We start from the raw sequence: 23,446 nt of genomic DNA on the forward strand, positions 1-23,446 counted from the left end.
GCTCATTTTGTCGCAATTACCGATACGTTATGAGTTCATTAAATCATGCAAACAAACAGGTGCACGACTCGGGCGCGTTCATACACCGCACGGCTCATTTGACACGCCTGTATTTATGCCGGTAGGTACACTGGCTACAGTCAAAACGATGGCACCTGAAGAACTAAAGGCAATGGAAGCAGGTATCATCTTAAGCAATACGTACCACCTATGGCTCCGTCCGGGTCATGACATTGTGAAAGAAGCAGGCGGCCTGCACAAATTTATGAACTGGGATCGAGCGATTTTAACCGATTCAGGCGGTTTCCAAGTCTTCTCTTTGAGTGAATTTAGAAAAATTGAAGAAGAAGGCGTTCACTTCCGTAATCATTTAAATGGAGATAAGCTGTTTCTTTCTCCTGAGAAGGCGATGGACATCCAAAATGCGCTTGGCTCTGATATTATGATGGCATTTGATGAATGCCCGCCATATCCAGCAGAATACGATTACATGAAACGTTCTGTAGAGCGGACAAGCAGATGGGCAGAACGCTGCCTAACAGCGCATCAACGTCCAGAGGATCAAGGACTGTTTGGAATCATCCAAGGCGGAGAATACGAAGAGCTTCGTAAACAAAGTGCAAAAGATCTCGTGTCACTTGATTTCCCAGGCTACGCTATCGGAGGTTTATCTGTTGGGGAACCAAAAGATGTGATGAACCGTGTACTTGAGTTCACAACGCCATTGTTACCAGCAGACAAGCCAAGGTACTTAATGGGCGTCGGCTCGCCAGATTCCTTAATTGACGGTGCCATTCGCGGTGTAGATATGTTTGACTGCGTATTGCCAACACGAATTGCGAGAAACGGTACGCTCATGACGAGCGAAGGACGTCTTGTTGTGAAAAATGCAAAATATGAGCGTGATTTTAGACCAATCGATGAAAATTGTGACTGCTACACATGTAAAAACTACACACGTGCTTATATTAGACATTTGATCAAAACAAATGAAACGTTCGGAATTCGATTAACAACTTATCATAATCTTCATTTTCTGTTAAAATTAATGGAGCAAGTGAGAGAAGCTATCCGTGAGGATCGTTTAGGTGATTTTAAAGAAGAGTTTTTTGAGCGTTACGGCTTTAACGAACCGAATGCGAAAAACTTTTAATGCATAAACGAAAAGCTTTACAATGCATTAGAAAGGGGTGAAATAGAATGGATGGTGGTATGGGTTCAATCATTATGATTGTTGTCATGTTTGCTGTGCTTTACTTCTTATTAATCCGTCCACAGCAAAAGCAACAAAAAGCTGTGCGTCAGATGCAGCAATCTTTATCAAAAGGCGATAAAATCGTCACAATCGGTGGTTTACACGGTGAAATCGACTACATTGATGAATCAAAAGTGGTCATCAAAACAAGCGAAAACAACCGTTTAACTTTCGATCGTCGTGCTATTAGAGAATTAGCTGACAAAGGCTAATCCTCCAATACATAGCCATAAAAAAAAGAGCGATATAGATCCGCTCTTTTTTTATTTGCCTCGAAGATTGACGCCAATCATTCCGCCGAACATACAAATGCCTAAAAATGCCCCATGATAGATGAACTGCTCTGGTGAAAAAGTTTCTCCAAACCCTAAATATTGAAACAAGAATACAGTGACAGAAAAGGTCAGCGAAGTGATCGCACCAATGAGCCAGCCGCGCTCCTTTGCTTTTCCTCCAGAAATGATCCCGCCTAATAAAAGTGCCACAAAGGACAAAATCATAATCATCCATTTAAACGATGCTTCCTGCATACTTGTGAAGGTAAGCATAAGCGATACAAGTAAGCTTGTGACAATCATGACGATAAAAATCGCCATTAAGCCGGATAAAATCCCTTTTCCGATTTGTTTCGTTTCCTGCATGTGATTCGTCTCCTCTCCAATTGACCGAAGCTTGTCTTTTACTAAAATGTATTCACATGGAAGAAAAAATAGACATGTTTCTCACGATAAAAACAGAGGCTTTCTTTTCTACATAAATAAAGGGTTTTGACACAAGCTATGTGAGAGAAGGAGGGTTTACATCATATGCAGGAAATCTTGATTATCTCTATGAGAACAATCATTTTATATTTTCTTATTTGGTTTATTTTTCGGCTAATGGGCAAAAGAGAGATTGGAGAATTAAGCATTTTAGATCTTGTCATTTTTATGATGATCGCAGAAATTGCAGTTCTCGCTATAGAAGAAGTCGAGGATCATATGTTACATACGGTATGGCCGATTCTGCTGTTAACCTTCATTCAGATTACACTTGCCTACCTCTCATTGAAATTCCAAGGTGTCCGGCGTTTTCTTGATGGCAAACCGGTCCTACTCATCATCAATGGGAAAATTGACGAAGGTGCGATGAGAAAACAGCGATACAATTTTGATGATCTGCTCATTCAGTTAAGAGAAAACAACATCGATAGCATTCAGGATGTCTCTTACGCCATTTTAGAACCATCTGGAAAGCTCGCCGTTGTTGAAAAAGAAAACAAGCACACACATGGAGCGCTTGAGTTGCCACTTATTGCAGATGGGGTTGTGCAGCATGATCACCTGAAGCAAATTAATCAAAATGAACAATGGTTGAAAGATGAGCTAACCAAAAGGGGCTATCATGATATAGAGCAGATTTCATACTGCAGCTTTAATCAAAAGACATTTTATATTGATTTGAAAGATGAAGTGGTCAAAAAAAGATGAGCTAGAGCAGCTTCCCAATCAACGGGATGCGGCGCAGCTCTTCTTTCTTCACTAGACCGAGACAGATTAATAGAATGACATACAGCGCGCACGTTACAAAAATCAGCATAACGAGCTCAATAGGGGCAGAGAAGAATCCGTTCATTTGAGACTTCAGCCAAAGGCTCACAGCCCCAGTACCGATAATCACAAGAACGCATACCCCATATTCTTTTATTGGTAAATGAATAGGCAGTACTTTACCGACAGTTGCCGCATGAAGCAGCGTGACAAGGACGATGCCGATTAAAATGGCAAGTGCTGCCCCCATAATGCCAAAGCCTGGCTGCGAGGCAAGAACAAAGATCATTCCTGTTTTCACGACAGCACCTATCAGACTATTCGTCATCGCCGCACCAGCTAAATTGAGTGCTTGTAAGACGGCTTGAAGCGGCCCTTGAAAATAATATAATAGAAAAAATGGAGCCATGAATTTCACATAAATCGCCGCATGCGATGAACCATACATAAAGAGTGTTAAATCTTCTGCGTAAACAAAAAGAATAATACAGGAAATACCCCCACTGAGTAAACAAAGACGCATCGCCTGCTTCAGCCTGTATTCGACCGTTTTGCGTTTGTTCTGCTCCATTCCTTCACTGATCGCCGGGACCAGTGCAGTGGAGAGAGAATACGTAATAAAGCTAGGCAGTGTCAAAAGAGTCAGCGCAAGCCCGGTCAACTCCCCGTACTGCCTTGTCGCCTCAACAGCCGCGTATCCAGCAATCGCAAGACTTTGCGCGACAACTATCGGCTCTAAAAACCACGAAATATTCCCGATAAAACGGCTGCCTGTTGTTGGCAGGGCAATACTCATCAGCTGCTTAAATGTGTCCTTACCGTCATGAATTGCCTTGAAAAATCGTTTTCGAATGCGAATGGTCTTTTTGTAACGAAAGGCAATTAGTAAATAAGCAAGTGAAATCATCTCTCCAATGACAGATGAAATCATCGCACCTGCTGCCGCAAATTCAATCCCATAAGGAAGAAAAGCTGTTGTACATACGGCTACTAGAGAAATTCTTGCAACCTGTTCCAGCACTTGAGATATGGCAAGCGGGCTCATTTGCTGTCTGCCTTGAAAATATCCTCTCAGTACACTGGAAATAGCGATGACTGGGACAACAGGCGTAATAGCAAGAAGTGGATAAACCGTTCTAGGATCTGTCAGCATATTTTCTGCCATGATGGGTGCAAACCATAAAAAGAGCGGCGTGAATATCAGGCTGAGTGTCCCTGTTACTGCAAGAGACATGACAAGAATTCGTTTTGTTTTCTGTTTGTCTCCGCGGGCTTCTGCTTCTGCGACAAGCTTACTTATAGCGACAGGCAGTCCGAATTGTGTCAGCGTCACAGCGAGAAAAAAGGTAGGAGCAGCCATCATATAAAGCCCGACTCCTTCTTCGCCAATGAACCTTGCAATCACAATTCGATTGACAAAACCCAATATTCTCGTGATAAAACCTGCTAAAATTAAAATAATCGTTCCCTTTAAAAACGTTTGCTTTGTCAAATCAAAGATCACCTGCCTTCTCAAACGACATAGAATCATATACAATAAGATATGCGTGTATATCGTCCAAGCATGACAAGTCTCTCGATAAAAACTGAAAAGGGGGAGCATCCCATTGACACAACATCCGGCTGCAATTTACAAAGACCATTTAAAGCCTTTTCTGTTCAGTAAGCTTGAAGAATTCATCGTTTTGGGCTATAAAGATGTAGATTTAGAGGAATTATGGTCATACTTAGAGAATAAGAAATGGAAGAAAAAACAAGAGTATCCGATTCATGAAATGGTTGCAGATATTTTATCTGTGAAAATTGGCGAATTTATGAACTATGCAACCGTTCAGTCGTTTAAAACGTCTGCTTTTTTGGACAGTGAAGATGGCAAGAATATGCTAGATGAACTGTTGAAATAAGCCATCTTAATGGATTCAGGTGTTTAAGGAGGAAATACATAATGAAAAAAGGGCGCATTCTTGCGTTTTTCTTAGTGGTTCTGTTAATCGGAACTGGCGTAGGCTTACTAACAAAGCCTGTTGCGAAAGATATGACGCTAGGGCTGGATTTACAGGGTGGATTTGAAGTCCTGTATGATGTACATCCAGTGAAAAAAGAGGACAAGATTACAAATAGTGTCCTCGTCAGTACAGTGGAGGCTTTGAACCGAAGAGCCAATGTGCTAGGTGTAAGTGAGCCGAACATCTCGATTGAAGGCAACAATCGTATCCGTGTGCAGCTTGCAGGAGTAAAAGATCAAAATAGAGCTAGGGAGATTCTTTCCACTGAAGCACAGCTATCCTTCAGAGATACGAATGATAAAGAACTCCTAAACGGGGCTGACCTAGTCGAAAACAGTGCAAAACAAACATTCAGTCAAACGAATGAGCCAATTGTGACGGTTAAACTAAAGGATGCGAAAAAATTTGGTGACGTCACAAGAAAAGTAGCGGCGATGGCGCCGAATAACCAGCTTGTCATTTGGCTTGATTACAACAAAGGAGATTCCTTCAAAAAAGAAGTCTCAAAATCAGACCACAAGTATGTCTCTGCACCGAATGTGAATCAAGAAATTAACAGCAGTGACGTGCAAATTGAAGGGAAATTTACTGTCCAAGAGGCAAAAGACCTTGCTAGTATTTTAAATGCTGGGGCATTGCCAGTGAAATTAACTGAAAAGTACTCCACATCAGTGAGTGCGCAATTCGGTGAACAGGCATTAAATGAAACTGTTTTTGCAGGGATTGTGGGAATTGCCCTCATTTTCTTATTCATGCTTTTTTATTACCGAATACCTGGTCTTATTGCTGTTATTACGTTATCAACGTATATCTATATTACTTTACAGGTATTTGACTGGATGGGTGCTGTTCTGACACTTCCTGGAATTGCGGCGTTGATTCTTGGAGTAGGGATGGCGGTTGATGCCAACATCATCACATATGAACGAATCAAAGAGGAGCTTAAGCTCGGTAAATCTGTCCGTTCTGCTTTCAGGTCAGGAAACCGCCGATCATTTGCAACCATCTTTGATGCAAACTTAACGAGTATTATTGCAGGGGGCGTCCTTTTCTTCTTTGGGACAAGTTCTGTAAAAGGGTTTGCGACTATGCTGATCCTTTCCATTTTAACAAGCTTTATTACGGCTGTATTCCTATCAAGATTCCTTCTTGGTCTGCTTGTGGAAAGCCGCGCGCTCGATCGCAAGAAAGGCTGGTTTGGTGTCCGTCAAAAAGACATTATCGATATTCATGAAACAACAGAAAATACTGAACCAAAAACACCATTTGATAAATGGGATTTTGTCAGCAAGCGAAAAGGTTTCATGATTTTCTCAATAGCCATTACCATTGCGGGAATTATCGTCCTTTCGATTTTCAAACTCAATGCGGGTATTGACTTTGCAAGTGGTACAAGAGTAGACATTCAAAGTGACCATAAGCTGTCAACTGCTCAAATCGAGCAAGACTTTCACAAATTAGATCTTGATACAGATAGTGTTGTATTATCTGGTCAAAAAGAAAATCAAGCAGCGGCACGATTTGTTGGTGTGCCAAATAAAGAAAAAATTGCAGAAGTGAAAGATTACTTTAAAGATAAGTATGGAACAGAACCGAACGTCAGCACGGTGTCTCCTACGGTCGGAAAAGAACTTGCACGTAATGCTTTATATGCCATCATCATTGCTTCGATTGGGATCATTATTTATGTTTCCATTCGGTTTGAATATAAGATGGCCATTGCAGCGATTGCTTCCCTTTTATATGATGCATTCTTCATTGTGGCATTCTTTAGTATTACACGATTAGAGGTCGATGTGACCTTCATTGCGGCGATCCTCACGGTGATCGGATATTCGATCAATGACACGATCGTGACGTTCGATAGGGTTCGTGAGCAAATGAAGAAACGTAAACCAAAAACGGTAGAAGATCTATCTTACATCGTCAACTTGAGTTTACAGCAAACCTTTACAAGATCTATCAATACGGTACTCACTGTCGTAATTGTTGTGATCGCACTGCTTATCTTCGGATCGGCGTCGATTACAAACTTCTCCCTCGCCTTACTTGTCGGTCTGTTAACAGGGGTGTACTCATCTCTATATATCGCAGCACAAATTTGGCTTATGTGGAAAGGCCGTGATCTGAAAAAGCCGGCGAAGATTGATACTGAGCAAGATATTTAATGGAGAAAGGCTGCCTGTTTGGCAGTCTTTTTTCTATAGATTTCCCGAGATTAAGGCGATTCGTAAACATTTCGGTATCATTGATCTTGAAATGGTCTTTTGCTATAATGACATACGTTTAGATCAGTCTAGTAAGCAAGTGTCCGTTCGGGTATCTTGTAAACGATGAGGAAGCAAGACAAATTGCAGCAATCTTAGCTGGCATGGTATATAAGCCGAAAGCGCTTGAAACTGTAGAAGTAGATTGATGAACTGAAATGTCCGCCAAAACTATCAAGTAACAGTCATCGCTATCGTGAGGAAATCACATGAGAAGATGTTAAACCCAGGACCTAAGACGGTCATTGAAGAAGGGGATACCCTTGTTATTTCTGGAGAAAGACAAGAAATAAAGAACCTCATTAAAGAAAAACTCAGTAGCTAATTCATGCCCACGCTGATAGATTTTCTTCCTCTTTTTCTTTCTGTGTTTAAAAAGGACAATGAAAAGGGAAGAATAAAAGAAAAAGCTTGGGGGATATGTAGATGAACAAACAACAATGGACCATCATACTCGCATTTATTTTCGTATTAATTGTCTCAGTATTTGCCGTCATCAATGTGCGGCCAGTGCAAGTTGACTATTTATTTGGATCGGCTGAATGGCCGCTAATCCTTGTCATTATTGGTTCTGTGCTCATGGGCGGACTCATTGTGGCTTTTGCAGGGATTTTCCAAATTGTGAAACTAAAACGTGAATTAAAGGCTTTAAAAGCTGAGCGTGCAGCCGCACCTGCACCTGTTGTTTCGAATAAAAAGATCGACAAAGACGTTCAAAAGAAACCGAATGTGACGCCTTTAAAAGAACAGCCAGCATCATTTGATCGGAAGGAAAAATAATCTTCCAGCACAATTTCATAAAATAAAAATTGAAACCCCTCAGGCCACTCTAGTATAATAGTGTGGTTGAGGGGTGAATTTATGTTATTATCCAAAATGCGCTGGGAATATGAACATCCAAGCGAAGAAAAAGTGAAATCACTCTCTGAAAATCTGAATATTTCAGCGCTGACTGCATCGCTTCTTGTAAAAAGAGGACTCGAAGAAGTAGAAGAAGCGAGGTCTTTTTTATTTGATCAAAAAGCCGAATTCCATGATCCATTTCTATTAAAAGGAATGAAAGAAGCAGTAGAGCGCATCAACAAAGCGATCGAAGAGCAGGAATCGATTGTGATCTTCGGAGACTATGATGCGGATGGTGTGACAAGTACGTCTGTGCTTTTACATACATTAAAAGAGTTGTCTGCGAAAGTAGACTTTTATATTCCAGATCGATTTAAAGAAGGCTACGGGCCTAATGAACAGGCTTTTCGATATATCAAAGAGCAAGGCGCATCGCTTGTCATCACGGTCGATACAGGCATTGCAGCTGTAAATGAAGCACGTATTGCAAAAGAAATAGGATTAGACCTGATCATTACAGATCACCATGAACCAAGTGAGGAGCTGCCTGAGGCACTTGCGATTGTCCATCCTAAGCAGCCAGGTTGTGAGTATCCTTTTAAAGAACTTGCCGGTGTAGGTGTGGCGTTTAAAGTGGCGCATGCACTTCTTGGAAAGCTGCCAACTCAGCTGTTAGATCTTGCAGCAATTGGGACAATTGCGGATCTTGTGCCCCTTCATGATGAAAATAGATGGCTCGCTAAAAAAGGGCTTATGCAGCTTCGGCAGTCGAATAGGCTAGGGCTGAAGGCGTTATTGAAAGAAGCGGGCGCTACTCTTGAAGAAGCAAATGAGGAAACGGTCGGCTTTCAAATTGCGCCAAGGCTAAATGCTGTTGGACGAATTGAACAGGCAGATCCAGCTGTCCATCTTCTCATGACAGAAGATAAGGATGAGGCAGAAGAACTCGCTCGTTTTGTACAAGAACTGAATAAAGAACGTCAAAAAATTGTGAGTACGATTACAGAAGAAGCCATTCAAATGGTGGAAGAGACAGGTGATGACCAGTCTGCGATTGTTGTAGCGAAAGCGGGCTGGAATCCGGGTGTTGTCGGAATTGTTGCTTCTAAATTGACGGATACATTTTCTCGTCCGGCGATTGTGCTTGGAATAGATGAGGAGACGCAAATGGCAAAAGGATCAGCGCGGAGTATTCCTGGCTTCGATCTATTTTTCCATTTAAGCAAATGCCGCGACATTCTGCCGCATTTCGGCGGGCACCCGATGGCTGCGGGTATGACACTTCGAGCGGATGATGTACCTTTACTAAGGGAAAGATTAAATCAATATGCGAATGAAACGTTGACAGAGGAAGATTTTATTCCGATTCAGCGGGTCGATGCCGTATGTAAAGTAGACGAATTGACGGTTGAAGCGATTGAAGAAATGGGGATGCTGTCACCATTTGGCATGCAAAACCCAAAGCCGTTCATTATGATTGAAGATGCGAGACTTGAAGAAATCCGAACAATTGGAGCAAATCAGAATCATATTAAAATGTCTCTGAAAGATGAAGATAAGCTGCTTGACTGTGTCGGTTTTCATCAAGGTCAATTAAAAGAAGAAGTTGTCACAGGTAGCCGCATTTCCGTCATTGGTGAAATGTCCATTAATGAATGGAATAACCGGAAGAAACCTCAGCTCATGCTGAAAGATGCCCGAGTAGATGAATGGCAACTGTTTGATTTGCGCGGCAAAAATGATTGGGAAAAAACCATCTTCACGCTTGACCCAGAAAAATATGTGGTGGTCTGTTTTGACGAAGATACAAAACAGGAAGTCAATATCCCGATTCATCATGTTCATGCAGAAAATGTTTCAACATTCGATGTAGAAGGCAAGTATGTCGTTTTTGCAGATGTACCTGCAGATGAACACTTGCTAAGGCAGCTGTTAGAAAATCAAAAGCCAGCGAGAGTGTATACGGTTTTCCAAAGAAAAGAAGATCATTTCATGTCCTCTTTCCCTAGCCGCGATCAATTCAAATGGTTGTATGGATTCTTGTTGAAACGAGGAAGTTTCCCTCTCAAGGAACAAGGGATGGAGCTTGCGAAACATAGAGGCTGGACAAAAGATACAATGATTTTTATGACAAAGGTGTTTTTTGAACTCGGTTTTGTTAAAATAGAGAATGGTGTGCTGTCAATAGTACGTGATGCCCCTAAAAAAGATTTAACGGCATCAGCATCCTATACAGCAAAACAACGATTGATGGAACTCGATCAAACACTAACATATTCCTCAGCCAAAGAGCTGAAGGAATGGCTGAATAGCATGATGAGCGAAGTCTCACCTGTGCTTTGACGTACGAGGAGGAAAAGGAAAAGATGGATTTAAAACAATATGTGACAGTTGTACCTGACTACCCAAAGGAAGGTGTACAATTTAAAGATATTACAACGTTAATGGATAAAGGCGAAGTGTACCGTTATGCAACGGATCAAATCGTTGAATACGCGAAAGAAAGAGACATTGATCTCATCGTTGGACCTGAAGCGCGTGGATTCATTATTGGCTGCCCTGTAGCATACGCACTTGGTGTAGGTTTTGCACCGGTTCGTAAAGAAGGAAAGCTTCCTCGTGAAGTCGTTAAAGTCGAATACGGCTTAGAATATGGGAAAGATGTATTAACGATTCATAAAGATGCGATTCGTCCTGGTCAGCGTGTATTGATCACAGATGACTTACTTGCGACTGGTGGAACAATTGAAGCGTCCATCAAGCTTGTAGAGGAATTGGGCGGCGTTGTGGCAGGAATTGCATTCTTGATTGAGCTGACGTATCTGGACGGCAGAAAGAAGCTTGACGGTTACGACATCTTGACGTTAATGCAATACTAATGGAGTTTTACGCAAAAAGCACTCGGTAAGAAGGGTGCTTTTTTCCTATCAAAAATCTTTTAGCGGACTTCTTCTCTTTACATCTATCGAATTTTTCTTGATAATAAACTACAATACAGTTTTCATTTAAAAAGGTGATTCCATGGCGAACGAACAAGTTTTAACGGCGCAGCAGGTCATTGACAAGGCAAGAGAATACCTGTCCGCTGAACATATTCAATTTATAGAGCGAGCATATGAATATGCTGAAAATGCACATAAGGAGCAATACCGGAAGTCTGGTGAGCCTTATATTATCCATCCAATTCAAGTGGCGGGGATTCTTGTTGACCTTGAAATGGACCCATCGACCATTGCAGGCGGTTTCCTGCACGATGTTGTTGAGGATACAGATGTGACATTACAGGATTTAAAAGAGCATTTTAACGAAGAAGTTGCGATGCTTGTTGATGGTGTAACAAAGCTCGGGAAGATTAAATATAAATCACAAGAAGAACAGCAGGCCGAAAACCATCGAAAAATGTTTGTAGCAATGGCGCAGGATATACGCGTGATCTTGATTAAACTGGCAGATCGTTTGCACAATATGAGAACGCTCAAACACCTTCCTCAGGAAAAGCAGCGTAGAATTTCAAATGAAACCCTTGAAATTTTTGCACCGCTTGCGCACAGATTAGGGATTTCAAAGATTAAGTGGGAGCTTGAAGATACAGCACTCCGTTACTTAAATCCGCAGCAATATTACCGGATCGTGAATCTCATGAAGCGCAAACGAGCGGAACGAGAGGAATACTTGGACGAGGTTGTCAATGAAGTAAAAGATCGTGTGTCAGAGGTAAACATCAAGGCTGAATTTTCCGGAAGACCAAAGCATATTTATAGTATTTATCGCAAAATGGTCTTGCAAAATAAGCAGTTTAATGAAATTTATGATCTGCTGGCGGTTCGTATTTTGGTTGACAGCATTAAAGACTGCTATGCCGTGCTTGGGATTATCCATACATGCTGGAAGCCGATGCCAGGTAGGTTTAAGGATTATATTGCCATGCCAAAGCCCAACATGTACCAATCGCTCCATACAACAGTGATTGGGCCAAAAGGAGACCCGCTTGAAGTTCAGATCCGTACAGTGGAAATGCACGAAATCGCAGAGTACGGAATTGCTGCGCACTGGGCATACAAAGAAGGAAAAGAGTCAGCAGAATCAACGGAGGAAGCGGTCTTCCAGAAGAAGCTCTCTTGGTTTAGAGAAATCCTTGAATTCCAAAATGAATCTACAGATGCAGAAGAATTTATGGAATCGTTAAAAATCGATCTGTTCTCTGATATGGTGTTTGTCTTTACACCAAAAGGAGACGTCATTGAACTGCCATCAGGTTCCGTTCCGATTGACTTTTCTTACCGCATTCACTCGGAAATTGGGAATAAAACGATCGGTGCGAAGGTCAACGGAAAGATGGTCACGCTCGATCATAAATTGAAGACAGGTGACATTATTGAAATTCTGACATCAAAGCACAGCTATGGGCCAAGTCAGGATTGGGTCAAACTTGCCCAAACCTCCCAAGCGAAGCACAAGATCAGACAGTTTTTCAAAAAACAGCGCCGTGAAGAAAATGTCGAAAAAGGCCGAGAACTCGTGGAGAAAGAAATCAAAAACCTTGAGTTTGATGTCAAAGACATTCTGACAGCTGAAAACCTGCAAAAAGTGGCTGACAAATTTAATTTTTCAAACGAAGAGGACATGTATGCAGCGGTTGGTTATAACGGAATTACTGCACTCCAAGTCGCCAATCGTTTAACTGAAAAAGAAAGAAAACAAAGAGATCAAGAAGAACAAGAAAAAACGGTTCAAGAAGTGACTGTAGAGCCAAAGACATATCACGGGAAGAAACGAGAAGCAGGCGTAAGAGTCAAAGGGATAGATAACCTGCTTGTCCGCTTATCTAAGTGCTGTAACCCTGTTCCTGGTGATAGCATTGTTGGTTTTATTACGAAAGGCCGAGGCGTATCTGTTCACCGTGATGACTGTCCGAACGTGAAAACAGGAGAAGCGCAGGAACGGTTAATCCCGGTAGAGTGGGAGCATGAACAGCCTGCTCGAAACCGTAAAGAATACAATGTGGAAATTGAAATACTAGGATATGACAGACGCGGCTTACTCAATGAGGTGCTTCAAGCAGTCAACGAAACGAAAACGAACATCTCGTCAGTTTCTGGTAAGTCTGATCGTAACAAAGTGGCGACGATTCATATGGCGATCTTTATCCAAAACATTAACCATTTGCACAAAGTGGTAGAACGCATTAAACAAATCAAAGACATTTACTCTGTTCGCCGATTCATGAATTAGAAAGGAAGTATATCGTCTATGAGACTTGTTGTGCAGCGTGTGACAAGTGCATCTGTGAAGGTAGAAGAAGAGATCACAGGTGCCATCAATGAAGGATATATGGTACTCGTTGGTGTCACACACGAAGATACAGAAGAAGATGTGCATTATTTAGCTGATAAGCTTGCACATTTACGTATTTTTGAGGATGAAAACGGGAAAATGAATCATTCGTTATTGGATGTAAAAGGAAGCGTTTTGTCTGTATCCCAGTTTACCCTTTATGGTGATACGAGAAAGGGCAGAAGGCCGAATTTTATGAAAGCAGCCAAGCCAGATGCTGCGAACGCCCTTTACGAATGTTTCAATAAAGCCCTTAGAGAAAAAGGCATACATGTAGAAACTGGCCGCTTTGGCGCAATGATGGATGTGTCATTGACCAATTCAGGACCCGTCACCATCTGGATGGATAGCAAAGAATAGATTCACTTTAGACTGTAGATAAACTCTTGTAGGAGTTTGTTTAGAGTCTTTTTCTTTTGCGACAAAATAAAAAAGAGGCGCAGTGGCCTCTTTTTTCTAGCGGAAATATTGTTTTAATCCTTCTGTCATTCCTTCTGTCACTCGTTCTTGGTAAGAGGCACTATAGATGATGGCTTCCTCCTGAGGATTGCTTAAATAACCGAGTTCATATAAAAGAGAAGGACGTTTGTTTTCTCTTAACACAAAATAATCTCCAAATTTCACACCCTTATCAGGGATTTGAGAGCGTTTAGCGACTTCTGTATGAACATTTGTCGCTAATTGCTGGTCTTTAGCTGCTTGATAATAATACGCCGTACTTCCTCTGACACTTGGGTCCATAAAACTATCGTAATGAAGACTAATAAATGCATCTGCATTTCTGTAATGAGATGTCGCAACCCTCGATTGAAGGCTGATAAAAGTATCTTCACTTCTAGTTAAATAAACATTTGCTCCAGAAGCCCTTAATTTGCCTGCCAGTAAATTGGCGGTTTTGATGGTAATGTTTTTCTCAAAGGCACCATCTGCGCCAATCGTGCCGCTGTCTTTTCCGCCATGACCTGGATCAAGAACAATCGTTTTTCCTTTTAAAGAACCAGTTCCTGACGATGAATCCTGCTGTGGTCTTGGTGCCTCGCTGCTATTTTTATTCGTTTGAATGACCCAGCTTGCTACATAACCAGTTCCGCCGTTTGATAACGTCACCTCGTACCAGTCACCTTGCGTGCGAACAATTTGGTAGGCAGCGCCTTTTGTGGCTCTTTCTGCAATTTGAGCAGAAGTAGAAGCGCTTTTTCGAATGTTGGTGCCATCGTAGACAATGTATGCTTTCTTTTGGGAAGTCGAAGAAGATGAGTTCTTTTCACCCGCTGAACTCGCTCCATTGCTTGTGACGATGTAATAGCTTGCTGCCCAGCCTTTCACGCCTTTTGCCTCAATTTCATACCAGCCGTTCTGCTCGCGCAAAATAGTAACCTGTGTGTTGCGGGCAAGTGAAGCGACAATTTGTGCATTTGGTGCTGCCGATTGCCTTACATTCAAGCTCGATACGCCAACTGTGCCTGTCTGTTTAGAGCGAGAGGACTCGCCAGAGCTTGATTGAGAGGCCTTTTGGCCGCCTGACACATAATCAGAGTGAACCCAGCCTACTGCTTGTTTATACGAAATTTTTGTCCATTCGCCGCTTGTCTGCAGCTTTTTAGCGGAAGCGCCTTGCGGGAAAGTTCCGACGACTTGATAGGAAGTCCCAGGGCCTGTCCGTATGCGAAGATCAGTGGCTGTCGATGTAATAGAACTGCTGCCAGATGAGCTTTGATTTTGCGTCTTTGACTTAGCAGCCTTTTGGCTGCCAGATGATGTTGTAATCAGCCATGAGACGACCCAGCCTTTTTGACCGTTCGATAGACCGATCTGTACCCATTCGCCTTGTTTCGTGAGAATGGGATAGCTTTCTCCGCGCTTCACAACAGCTGCGATTCCATAGCTTAAGCCAGGACCTGATCTCACATTGATTTCATCTGTAGCGACCACAGCTTGATCTGTTTGTGCTGTAGCATGTGCCATCGGCAAAGTACTTGCGATGAGAACAAAACAGGTAAGAAGCATCATCATTTGATTGTGTTTTTTTAGATTCAAAACGGTGTTTTCCCCTCCCTTGTAAAACCGATGAATGTAATTTCGTTATGTAATGGATGAATTCCTTGCAGTTTCCCTAATAAAAATGAATCAATCTGTTTATACTAAATAAAAACGTGATAAAAGGATGTACAAACATGAGATTAAGCAGAAAATTAGGACGAGTGCAATATAATGGACATCGTGATATCGATCGCTGGCAGCACGACGAAATGGATCAACCAGGCTTCCTTGAAGAAACCGCATCTGAATACGGATGTACGTCAAAAGAAGAGCTGGAAAAGAAAAAGAGGCACGGCAAGGGTTGACAGAGTGGCAGCACCGACCTTATTATAATATAAATCAACACACTTGAAAATTTAAAATGTGGAACTGATGATAGAGAATAGTAGGGTAAATTGCGTGAGCAGAGAGGAATCGCCTTAGGCTGAAAGCGAATCCGCATGGCATTTATCACGAAAGAACACTCTGTAGGTTTCCTGCTGAACGCTCTAAAAATGAGTCAATAGGCGGAGAACGTGAATCTGCGTTAAGGATTTGAGCGGGAACATGGCTAGATCATGTTCCAACTAGGGTGGCACCACGGGTATAACTCTCGTCCCTACTATACACATAGTAGAGGCGGGGGTTTTTTATATGTCCACATAAAAAATGAATGATGGTCGTAGGAGGACGAAAAATGAGTTTTAATATTCCAAGAGGCACACAGGATATTTTACCTGGAGAGTCAGAACGCTGGCAGTATGTTGAACAAATTGCAAGAGATACATGTGCAGCTTTTCAATACAAAGAAATCCGCACACCGATTTTTGAGCATACAGAGCTATTTGCACGGGGAGTAGGCGAATCAACCGATATCGTTCAAAAAGAGATGTATACATTTGAAGATAAAAAGGGACGCAGCATCACCCTTCGTCCAGAGGGGACAGCATCAACGGTACGTTCCTATGTTGAAAATAAATTATTTGCACAGCCAGCGCAGCCAACAAAGCTGTATTACATCGGGCCAATGTTCCGCTATGAACGTCCGCAAACGGGAAGATATCGTCAATTTTATCAGTTTGGGATTGAAGCGATCGGTTCAAAGGATCCAGCCATTGATGCAGAAGTGATTTCCCTTGCGATGAGTGTTTATGAGAAAGCAGGTCTTTCTAACTTAAAGCTCGTCATTAACAGCCTTGGTGACAAAGAGAGCCGTGCAGACTACCGCGAGGCACTTGTTAAGCACTTTGAGCCAAGAATCGATGAATTCTGTCATGACTGTCAAACTCGTTTACATCAAAATCCGTTGCGAATTCTTGATTGTAAAAAGGATCGTGACCACGAATTGATGGCAACGGCTCCATCCATTCAAGATTACTTAAATGATGAATCACGGACTTATTTTGAAAAGGTCAAACAATACTTAACAGATATAGGCGTTGAATATGTCGTCGATCCGAACTTAGTGCGTGGTCTTGATTACTACAATCACACAGCATTTGAGATCATGAGCAATGCTGAAGGCTTTGGTGCGATTACCACATTAGCCGGCGGTGGCCGATATGATGGACTTGTTGAAGGAATTGGCGGTCCTGAATCACCAGGAATCGGTTTTGCTATGAGTATTGAGCGTTTCCTATCAGCAATCGATGCTGAAGGAATTGATCTTCCACTGCAAGATGGCATTGATCTATACATTGCTGCACTAGGTGATGATGCGAAAGATTACGCTGTTTCATTATTAAATCGTCTGAGAAAAGAAGGCATTTCAAGTGAAATGGACTATACAGGGAAGAAATTAAAAGGACAATTTAAAGCGGCTGATCGATTGAAAGCCAAGTTTATAGCTGTCCTTGGTGAAGATGAGCTCGCGCAGCACATTGTGAATGTAAAAGATACGACAACGGGTGAACAAATTGAAGTGAAGCTTGATGAGCTGATTCAAATGATGAAGGCACACAAGAAGGCGTAAAGAAGGAGTGGAATGTTTGTGTTTGGTAGAACTTTTTATTGTGGAGAAGTAACAGAAGACCAAATCGGTCAAACTGTTGTATTAAAAGGATGGGTTCAAAAAAGACGTGACCTTGGCGGATTAATCTTTATCGATCTGCGTGACCGTACAGGAATTGTACAAGCGGTTTTCAATCCAGACCTTTCAAAAGAGGCGCTTGAGACAGCAGAATCGATTCGTAATGAATATGTCCTTGATATTAAAGGTACGGTTGTGGCAAGAGAAGAAGCAACAATCAATCCAAATCTAAAAACAGGGAAAATTGAAATACAAGTCGAAACGGTCAGCGTGTTAAATGAAGCGAAAACTCCTCCTTTTGTGATTTCAGATCAAGCGGATGAGGTATCAGAAGATGTGCGCCTTAAATACCGTTACTTAGACCTTCGCCGTCCTGCTATGTTTGAAACGATGAAAATGCGACATGAAGTCACTAGAGCATTCCGACATTTCCTAGATGATAACGGCTTCCTAGATATTGAAACACCGATTTTAACAAAAAGTACGCCAGAGGGTGCACGTGACTATCTTGTTCCAAGCCGTGTACATGAAGGAGAGTTCTATGCCTTGCCTCAGTCCCCGCAATTATTTAAACAATTGCTAATGGTCTCAGGTATGGATCGTTATTATCAAATTGCCCGCTGCTTTAGAGATGAAGACTTACGTGCTGACCGTCAGCCGGAATTCACACAAGTCGATATCGAAATGTCCTTTATGAGTCAAGAGGACATTATGACGCTTGCTGAAGAGATGATGGCAAAGGTGATGAAAGACGTCAAAGGCGTAGATCTGACATTGCCATTACCTCGTATGACATATGATGAAGCGATGAACTCTTATGGATCTGATAAACCAGATACACGTTTTGAGATGAAGCTTGTCAACATTTCAGACACGGTAAAAGACTCTGACTTCAAAGTTTTTAGCGGAGCTGTGAAAAATGGTGGAGCTGTGAAAGCCATCAATGTCAAAGGAGCAGCAGCGAACTACTCAAGAAAAGACATTGATGCCCTTGGTGCATTTGCAGCGAACTACGGTGCAAAAGGTCTAGCTTGGCTTAAAGCAGAAGGGTCAGAATTAAAAGGACCAATTGCTAAATTCTTTGACGAAGCAAAGCAAGGAGAATTAAAAGAGAAGCTGCAAGTCGAAGAAGGCGACCTTTTACTTTTTGTTGCAGATAAGACGTCTGTTGTCCATGATGCACTTGGCGCCCTTCGTCTAAAACTCGGCAAAGAGCTTGAACTCATCGATGAGTCTCGATTCAACTTCTTATGGGTTGTTGATTGGCCGCTGCTTGAAAAAGATGAAGAAGAAGGCCGTTTCTATGCTGCCCATCATCCATTCACAATGCCAGTACGCGACGATCTTGAATTAATTGAGACAAGCCCAGAAGACATGAAGGCACAGGCTTACGATCTTGTCCTGAATGGCTATGAGCTTGGCGGAGGTTCGATTCGTATTTTCGAAAAGGACATTCAAGAAAAAATGTTTAGCTTACTTGGGTTTTCAAAAGAAGAGGCTTATGAACAATTTGGCTTCCTTCTAGATGCTTTTGAGCACGGTGTTCCCCCGCACGGCGGAATCGCACTTGGTCTTGACCGATTAGTGATGCTGCTTGCTGGGCGCTCTAACCTAAGAGACACGATTGCTTTCCCGAAAACGGCAAGTGCGAGCTGCGTGCTAACAGATGCTCCTGGCCATGTGAGCGAGGCGCAGCTTGATGAGTTAAGCTTAGCCATTAAAACAAAAGTAAAACAGTAAAATAGACGCATAGATATAGGCATGTAAACGCTTGAAAAAGCGGCATGCCTATGATATGCTTTCTTCAATCAATAAATAAAGTCCTGATACGTACGGTGGTTACCTAGTTTTGACCGAACATTTTTTTATACGGGAGCTTGCCTTTCCTTTCTGCATAAATGCCTCTTTAGAGGACTTATAAAGTCAGGAAGAAAGCACCCACCTGCATGGTGCGGGGTTCAAAACGAAGGAAAAGCTGGCGGCGTTGTCGGGACTTTTTTGTGTTTTTTTCGTTTACAGAAGGATGACGGAGAAGTCTGAATATGATATGATTCTTTCGATTCATTTTAAATAAAGGTGGAGTGAGGCACTTGTTACATCAGTTTTCAAGAAACGAGCTTGCCATTGGCAAGGAAGGCTTAAATATATTAAAAAACAGTACAGTTGCAGTGCTTGGTGTGGGCGGCGTTGGCTCATTTGCAGTCGAGGCACTCGCTCGTTCAGGCGTTGGCCGTATTGTTCTTGTTGATAAAGATGATATTGATATTACAAATGTAAATCGTCAGCTGCCAGCATTGCTTTCAACAGTGGGTCAGCCAAAGGTTGACTTAATGCAGGCGAGAATCGCTGATATTAATCCAGAATGTGAAGTGGTTGCGCTCAAGATGTTTTATACAGAGGAAACATATGAGCAATTTTTTGAATATCCGCTTGATTATGTCATCGATGCATCAGATACGATTCACTATAAAATTCATTTAATGAAAGAGTGTCTGAAACGAGGTGTGAACATCATTTCGAGTATGGGAGCTGCAAACAAAACAGATCCGACTCGCTTCAAAATTGATGACATTTCAAAAACCCATACCGACCCAATTGCAAAAGTCGTGAGAACGCGTCTACGCAAAGAAGGGATTCGTAAAGGAATTGAAGTCATTTTCTCTGATGAAAGTCCGATTGTGATTCGCGAAGATGTTAGAAAAGAAGTTGGAAATGATGAAGCGAAGATTCGCAAGGCACAAATGCCGCCATCTTCCAATGCATTCGTCCCATCTGTTGCAGGACTGATCATGGGTGGTCATGTGATTATGCAGCTTTTGAAAGATATTCCAATTACACGTGTGAAGGATAAATAAACACCTGCTAATTAGGCAGGGGCCAGCGTGTAGACAAACCCCGCATTCGGTGTCAGATCTGTGCTTCGGTGCTCACGAATGTTCAATTCGCTCCGCTCCGATGCTCGTCCATCCTAGACTTCAAAGGTTTTCTATCACGCTGAAAAGAAGACAAAGGGCTAAAATCAAGATCATTTTAGCCCTTTGTCAACAATCTGACAGCCCCCTGCTAATTAGGCAGGGGGCTTTTTTATTTTTGGCGTTTTAAATTCTCATATACTTGTTTCAGTGCGCCTTCAAATTTGCCTGTTTGCTTCGGTTCATAGTATTGTTTGTTTTTCAGCGGATCAGGTAGGTACTGCTGCTTCACCCAGCCGTTTTCATAATCGTGTGGATATAAGTAGTCGACACCTCTACCGAGTGCTGTAGCTCCTTTGTAGTGAGCATCTTTTAAATGAACAGGGATTTCACCTATTTTCCCTGAACGAATGTCACCAAGTGCCGCATCGATTGCCTTATATGCTGAGTTGGACTTAGGAGAAAGACACAGTTCAATGACTGCATTAGCCAGCGGAATTCGTGCTTCCGGGAAACCGACTCTTTCTGCTGTCTGAACAGCGCTTAACACACGAGGTCCAGCTTGAGGACTAGCTAAGCCAATATCTTCGTAAGCCATCACGAGTAGCCTTCTTGAAATGCTTTCAAGGTCTCCTGCTTCAATCAATCTGGCAAGGTAATGTAGTGCCGCATCTGCATCAGATCCTCTAATGGATTTTTGAAAAGCCGAGAGGACATCATAATGAGCATCACCATTCTTATCATGTGAGAAGCTCTTTTTTTGTAAACATTCTTCTGCTGCGGCAAGAGTGATCACAATATGCCCAGCTTCATCTGCTTTTGTCGATAAGACAGCTAGTTCTAATGCATTTAAAGCAGAGCGTACGTCTCCGCCGCATCCGTTGGCAAAATGATGCATCGCTTCATCGTCCACTGTCACTTCATAACCGCCAAGGCCGCGATGTTCATCCTGTAATGCTCTTGTTAACGCAGCCTTGATTTGCTCTGTTTCAAGCGGTTTTAGCTCAAATATTTGTGTCCGGCTCCGGATGGCAGGATTAATTGCATGATAAGGGTTAGCCGTCGTTGCACCAATTAAAATGATCATGCCATTTTCTAAATAAGGAAGAAGAAAATCTTGCTTTCCTTTATCAAGCCTGTGAACCTCGTCTAAAATGAGGATGACCTGGCCGCTCATTTTCGCTTCAGCGGCGACAGCTTCCATATCCTTTTTGTTATGAATGACCGCATTCAACGTCCGAAACGCAATGCTTGTACTGCCAGCGATCGCCGTCGCAATTGATGTTTTGCCGATGCCCGGCGGTCCATATAAAATCATCGAGGATAAATGTTTTGCCTCGACCATTCGTCTAATAATTTGACCTTCTCCAACGAGATGCTCCTGCCCAATGATGTCTTCAATATGACTTGGGCGCATCCGGTACGCTAAAGGTTTCATGATTATCTCTCCTAAAGCAATGTCTTGTTTGTATAGAGTACCGAAATTTCTTCAAATAGAAAAGGGATCCGTCCTGTTATAGCGCCTAGAAGCGGCAAATGAAAGTTGGCTAAAAGTATGATATAATTGCTTTTGGTCTATATATCAGCGTATATGAAATCAGAAAAAATAATTGATGACATAGAATAGAAAACGCAGAGGTGTTTAACTTGAAAATTTCAACTAAAGGCAGATATGGTCTAACGATCATGATCGAATTAGCCAAAAAACATGGCGAAGGCCCTACATCATTAAAATCAATCGCTCAAAACAATAATTTGTCTGAGCATTATTTAGAGCAGCTTGTATCACCACTTCGGAATGCCCGTCTTGTGAAAAGTATTCGCGGTGCATATGGCGGCTATGTTCTTGCACATGAACCGAACGAGATCACAGCCGGTGATATTATTCGTGTATTAGAAGGACCGATTAGTCCTGTCGAAGTTATTGAAAACGAAGAACCAGCAAAGCGTGAACTTTGGATTCGAATTCGTGATGCAGTAAAAGACGTACTAGACAATACAACTCTTGAAGACTTGGCAAGCTATACAGATGACGGAAATCAAGACGCGTATATGTTCTACATTTAGATCAGAGGTGTACCTGAAATGGAACGAATCTATTTAGATCATGCGGCAACAACGCCGATGGATCAGCGTATCGTGGACAAGATGATCCCTTACTTTACAGAGATATTTGGCAATCCTTCTAGCATTCATTCATATGGGCGCGAGGCAAGAAAGTGGCTTGATGAAGCAAGAGAAGTGATTGCAGGAGAATTACACTGTAAACCACAGGAAGTCATCCTCACAAGTGGAGGAACAGAGGCGGACAACCTGGCGATTACAGGTGTGGCTATGGCAAGGCAGCATGAAGGAAAACATATTATCACAGCAAAAACAGAGCATCATGCGGTGCTCCACACATGTGAACGCCTAGAGAAGCTAGGATTTGATGTGACATATTTAGATGTGGATGAAACGGGATTGATTCATCTAGAACAACTAAAACAGGCACTAAGAGATGATACAATTCTTGTGACCATCATGTACGGCAACAATGAAACAGGTGTAATTCAACCAATCAAAGACATTGGCGAACTCATGCACCATCACACTGCGCATTTTCATACAGACGCCGTGCAGGCGTTTGGAACAATGCCAATCGATGTAGCAGACCTTCATATTGATCTTTTATCTGCTTCTGGTCATAAGCTAAATGGTCCAATGGGAACTGGCTTTTTATATGTAAACGAAGGCGTAAAACTTTCTCCGCAATTGTTCGGTGGAGAACAAGAAAGAAAACGCCGTGCTGGTACAGAAAATGTGGCAGGGATCGTGGGACTTGCAGAAGCTGTTCAATTAACGAAGCAAAATAGAAGAGAAAAAGCCATGCATTATGGTAAGCTCAAAGAAATCATGCTGCAAGTATTCGATGAGGAATCACTTATTTTCTCTATCAATGGGCATCCGAAAGAGACATTGCCTCATATTTTAAATGTTCATTTCCCGGGTGTTTCCATCGAATCGTTACTTGTGAATTTAGATATGGAAGGAATTGCTGTTTCAAGTGGATCTGCATGTACGGCTGGATCCGTCCTTCCTTCGCACGTGTTAAGCGCCATGTATGGCGAAGAAGCAGACAAGCTGACATCCTCAGTCAGAATAAGCTTCGGTCTTGGGAATGAAGAGGATCACGTGAAGCAGGCAGCACGTAAGATAGCAGCTGTTGTCAAACGCTTAGCCAAATAAACGTTCCTCTTTTGTTCGTGTGTG

At 42.2% G+C, this 23,446-nt stretch carries 20 protein-coding genes, 1 other RNA gene, 1 pseudogene and 1 other annotated feature; of the genes and pseudogenes, 18 read left to right on the forward strand and 4 right to left on the reverse strand.

All coding sequences use genetic code 11. The features are described 5' to 3' along the window. Positions 1-7 precede the first annotated feature (7 nt). Together tgt and yajC are read left to right on the forward strand one after the other, a co-directional pair. Entirely contained in the window at positions 8-1,153 is a 1,146-nt protein-coding gene (gene tgt, locus GPS65_RS07695; protein WP_012010739.1) for a tRNA guanosine(34) transglycosylase Tgt, read from the forward strand. 47 nt (positions 1,154-1,200) lie between these two features. Further along, the gene (gene yajC, locus GPS65_RS07700; RefSeq protein WP_003216659.1) at positions 1,201-1,467 is read left to right on the forward strand and encodes a preprotein translocase subunit YajC; all 267 of its coding nucleotides are present in this window, start codon (positions 1,201-1,203) and stop codon (positions 1,465-1,467) included. Positions 1,468-1,518: 51 nt separating this feature from the next. Here the strand turns inward: yajC and GPS65_RS07705 are convergent, their stop codons facing one another. Continuing rightward, entirely contained in the window at positions 1,519-1,896 is a 378-nt protein-coding gene (locus GPS65_RS07705; RefSeq protein WP_012010738.1) for a TIGR04086 family membrane protein, read from the reverse strand. A gap of 165 nt (positions 1,897-2,061) precedes the next feature. Between GPS65_RS07705 and GPS65_RS07710 the strand changes: the two genes are divergently transcribed. Continuing rightward, positions 2,062-2,724, forward strand: coding sequence for a DUF421 domain-containing protein (locus tag GPS65_RS07710; protein ID WP_012010737.1), 663 nt, complete (start codon positions 2,062-2,064; stop codon positions 2,722-2,724). Between the two features lies 1 nt (position 2,725). On the opposite strand, the gene spoVB is transcribed toward GPS65_RS07710, so the two are convergent. Beyond that, on the reverse strand, positions 2,726-4,276 hold the full coding sequence (gene spoVB / locus GPS65_RS07715) for a stage V sporulation protein B (protein ID WP_041815779.1): 1,551 nt from the start codon (positions 4,274-4,276) through the stop codon (positions 2,726-2,728). Positions 4,277-4,391: 115 nt separating this feature from the next. Between spoVB and GPS65_RS07720 the strand changes: the two genes are divergently transcribed. The 8 genes and pseudogenes from GPS65_RS07720 to dtd all read left to right on the forward strand — a co-directional run bounded on the left by GPS65_RS07720 (position 4,392) and on the right by dtd (position 13,594). Next, positions 4,392-4,688: a post-transcriptional regulator gene (locus tag GPS65_RS07720; RefSeq protein ID WP_003216788.1), complete on the forward strand. Its 297-nt coding sequence runs from the start codon at positions 4,392-4,394 to the stop codon at positions 4,686-4,688. A gap of 41 nt (positions 4,689-4,729) precedes the next feature. Continuing rightward, positions 4,730-6,958, forward strand: a complete 2,229-nt coding sequence (gene secDF / locus GPS65_RS07725; protein ID WP_012010735.1) for a protein translocase subunit SecDF — start codon at positions 4,730-4,732, stop codon at positions 6,956-6,958. A 158-nt stretch (positions 6,959-7,116) separates the two neighbouring features. Beyond that, positions 7,117-7,382, forward strand: a pseudogene (locus GPS65_RS07730) (cation:proton antiporter regulatory subunit); the annotation flags it as partial. 101 nt (positions 7,383-7,483) lie between these two features. Further along, positions 7,484-7,837, forward strand: coding sequence for a LapA family protein (locus GPS65_RS07735; RefSeq protein WP_012010734.1), 354 nt, complete (start codon positions 7,484-7,486; stop codon positions 7,835-7,837). An 81-nt stretch (positions 7,838-7,918) separates the two neighbouring features. Further along, entirely contained in the window at positions 7,919-10,243 is a 2,325-nt protein-coding gene (gene recJ, locus GPS65_RS07740) for a single-stranded-DNA-specific exonuclease RecJ (protein ID WP_012010733.1), read from the forward strand. A 23-nt stretch (positions 10,244-10,266) separates the two neighbouring features. Further along, a complete protein-coding gene (locus GPS65_RS07745) occupies positions 10,267-10,779 on the forward strand; it encodes an adenine phosphoribosyltransferase (RefSeq protein WP_003216770.1) in 513 nt (170 codons plus the stop codon). A gap of 142 nt (positions 10,780-10,921) precedes the next feature. Continuing rightward, positions 10,922-13,132, forward strand: a complete 2,211-nt coding sequence (locus tag GPS65_RS07750; protein ID WP_012010732.1) for a RelA/SpoT family protein — start codon at positions 10,922-10,924, stop codon at positions 13,130-13,132. 18 nt (positions 13,133-13,150) lie between these two features. Continuing rightward, positions 13,151-13,594, forward strand: coding sequence for a D-aminoacyl-tRNA deacylase (gene dtd / locus GPS65_RS07755; protein ID WP_003216527.1), 444 nt, complete (start codon positions 13,151-13,153; stop codon positions 13,592-13,594). Between the two features lie 96 nt (positions 13,595-13,690). Here dtd and GPS65_RS07760 read toward each other — a convergent pair whose 3' ends face one another. Next, on the reverse strand, positions 13,691-15,247 hold the full coding sequence (locus tag GPS65_RS07760; RefSeq protein WP_457915873.1) for an N-acetylmuramoyl-L-alanine amidase family protein: 1,557 nt from the start codon (positions 15,245-15,247) through the stop codon (positions 13,691-13,693). A gap of 161 nt (positions 15,248-15,408) precedes the next feature. Here GPS65_RS07760 and GPS65_RS07765 point away from each other — a divergent pair, with 161 nt between their 5' ends. The 5 genes from GPS65_RS07765 to GPS65_RS07785 all read left to right on the forward strand — a co-directional run bounded on the left by GPS65_RS07765 (position 15,409) and on the right by GPS65_RS07785 (position 20,137). Continuing rightward, entirely contained in the window at positions 15,409-15,579 is a 171-nt protein-coding gene (locus GPS65_RS07765) for a YrzK family protein (RefSeq protein ID WP_003216250.1), read from the forward strand. Positions 15,580-15,637: 58 nt separating this feature from the next. Continuing rightward, positions 15,638-15,877, forward strand: a binding site (T-box leader). 73 nt (positions 15,878-15,950) lie between these two features. After that, a complete protein-coding gene (gene hisS / locus GPS65_RS07770; RefSeq protein WP_060930053.1) occupies positions 15,951-17,225 on the forward strand; it encodes a histidine--tRNA ligase in 1,275 nt (424 codons plus the stop codon). Positions 17,226-17,243: 18 nt separating this feature from the next. Further along, positions 17,244-19,022 carry an aspartate--tRNA ligase gene (gene aspS, locus GPS65_RS07775; protein WP_041816299.1) on the forward strand — a complete coding sequence of 593 codons (1,779 nt, stop codon included), beginning with the start codon at positions 17,244-17,246 and terminating at the stop codon, positions 19,020-19,022. A gap of 77 nt (positions 19,023-19,099) precedes the next feature. Then, a non-coding RNA gene (gene ssrS, locus GPS65_RS07780) (6S RNA) lies at positions 19,100-19,280 on the forward strand. Between the two features lie 92 nt (positions 19,281-19,372). Beyond that, entirely contained in the window at positions 19,373-20,137 is a 765-nt protein-coding gene (locus GPS65_RS07785; protein WP_012010728.1) for a tRNA threonylcarbamoyladenosine dehydratase, read from the forward strand. A gap of 229 nt (positions 20,138-20,366) precedes the next feature. On the opposite strand, the gene GPS65_RS07790 is transcribed toward GPS65_RS07785, so the two are convergent. After that, complete coding sequence (locus GPS65_RS07790; protein WP_012010727.1) at positions 20,367-21,632, reverse strand: replication-associated recombination protein A; 1,266 nt, start codon at positions 21,630-21,632, stop codon at positions 20,367-20,369. Positions 21,633-21,841: 209 nt separating this feature from the next. On the opposite strand from GPS65_RS07790, the gene cymR reads away from it, so the two are divergent. Further along, positions 21,842-22,261 (forward strand): cysteine metabolism transcriptional regulator CymR, encoded by a 420-nt coding sequence (gene cymR / locus GPS65_RS07795; protein ID WP_012010726.1) that lies wholly within the window; start codon positions 21,842-21,844, stop codon positions 22,259-22,261. A gap of 18 nt (positions 22,262-22,279) precedes the next feature. After that, positions 22,280-23,422 carry a cysteine desulfurase family protein gene (locus GPS65_RS07800; protein WP_012010725.1) on the forward strand — a complete coding sequence of 381 codons (1,143 nt, stop codon included), beginning with the start codon at positions 22,280-22,282 and terminating at the stop codon, positions 23,420-23,422. Positions 23,423-23,446: the final 24 nt, after the last annotated feature.

This window comes from Bacillus pumilus (assembly GCF_009937765.1).
In the GTDB taxonomy this organism is placed as follows: domain Bacteria; phylum Bacillota; class Bacilli; order Bacillales; family Bacillaceae; genus Bacillus; species Bacillus pumilus_O.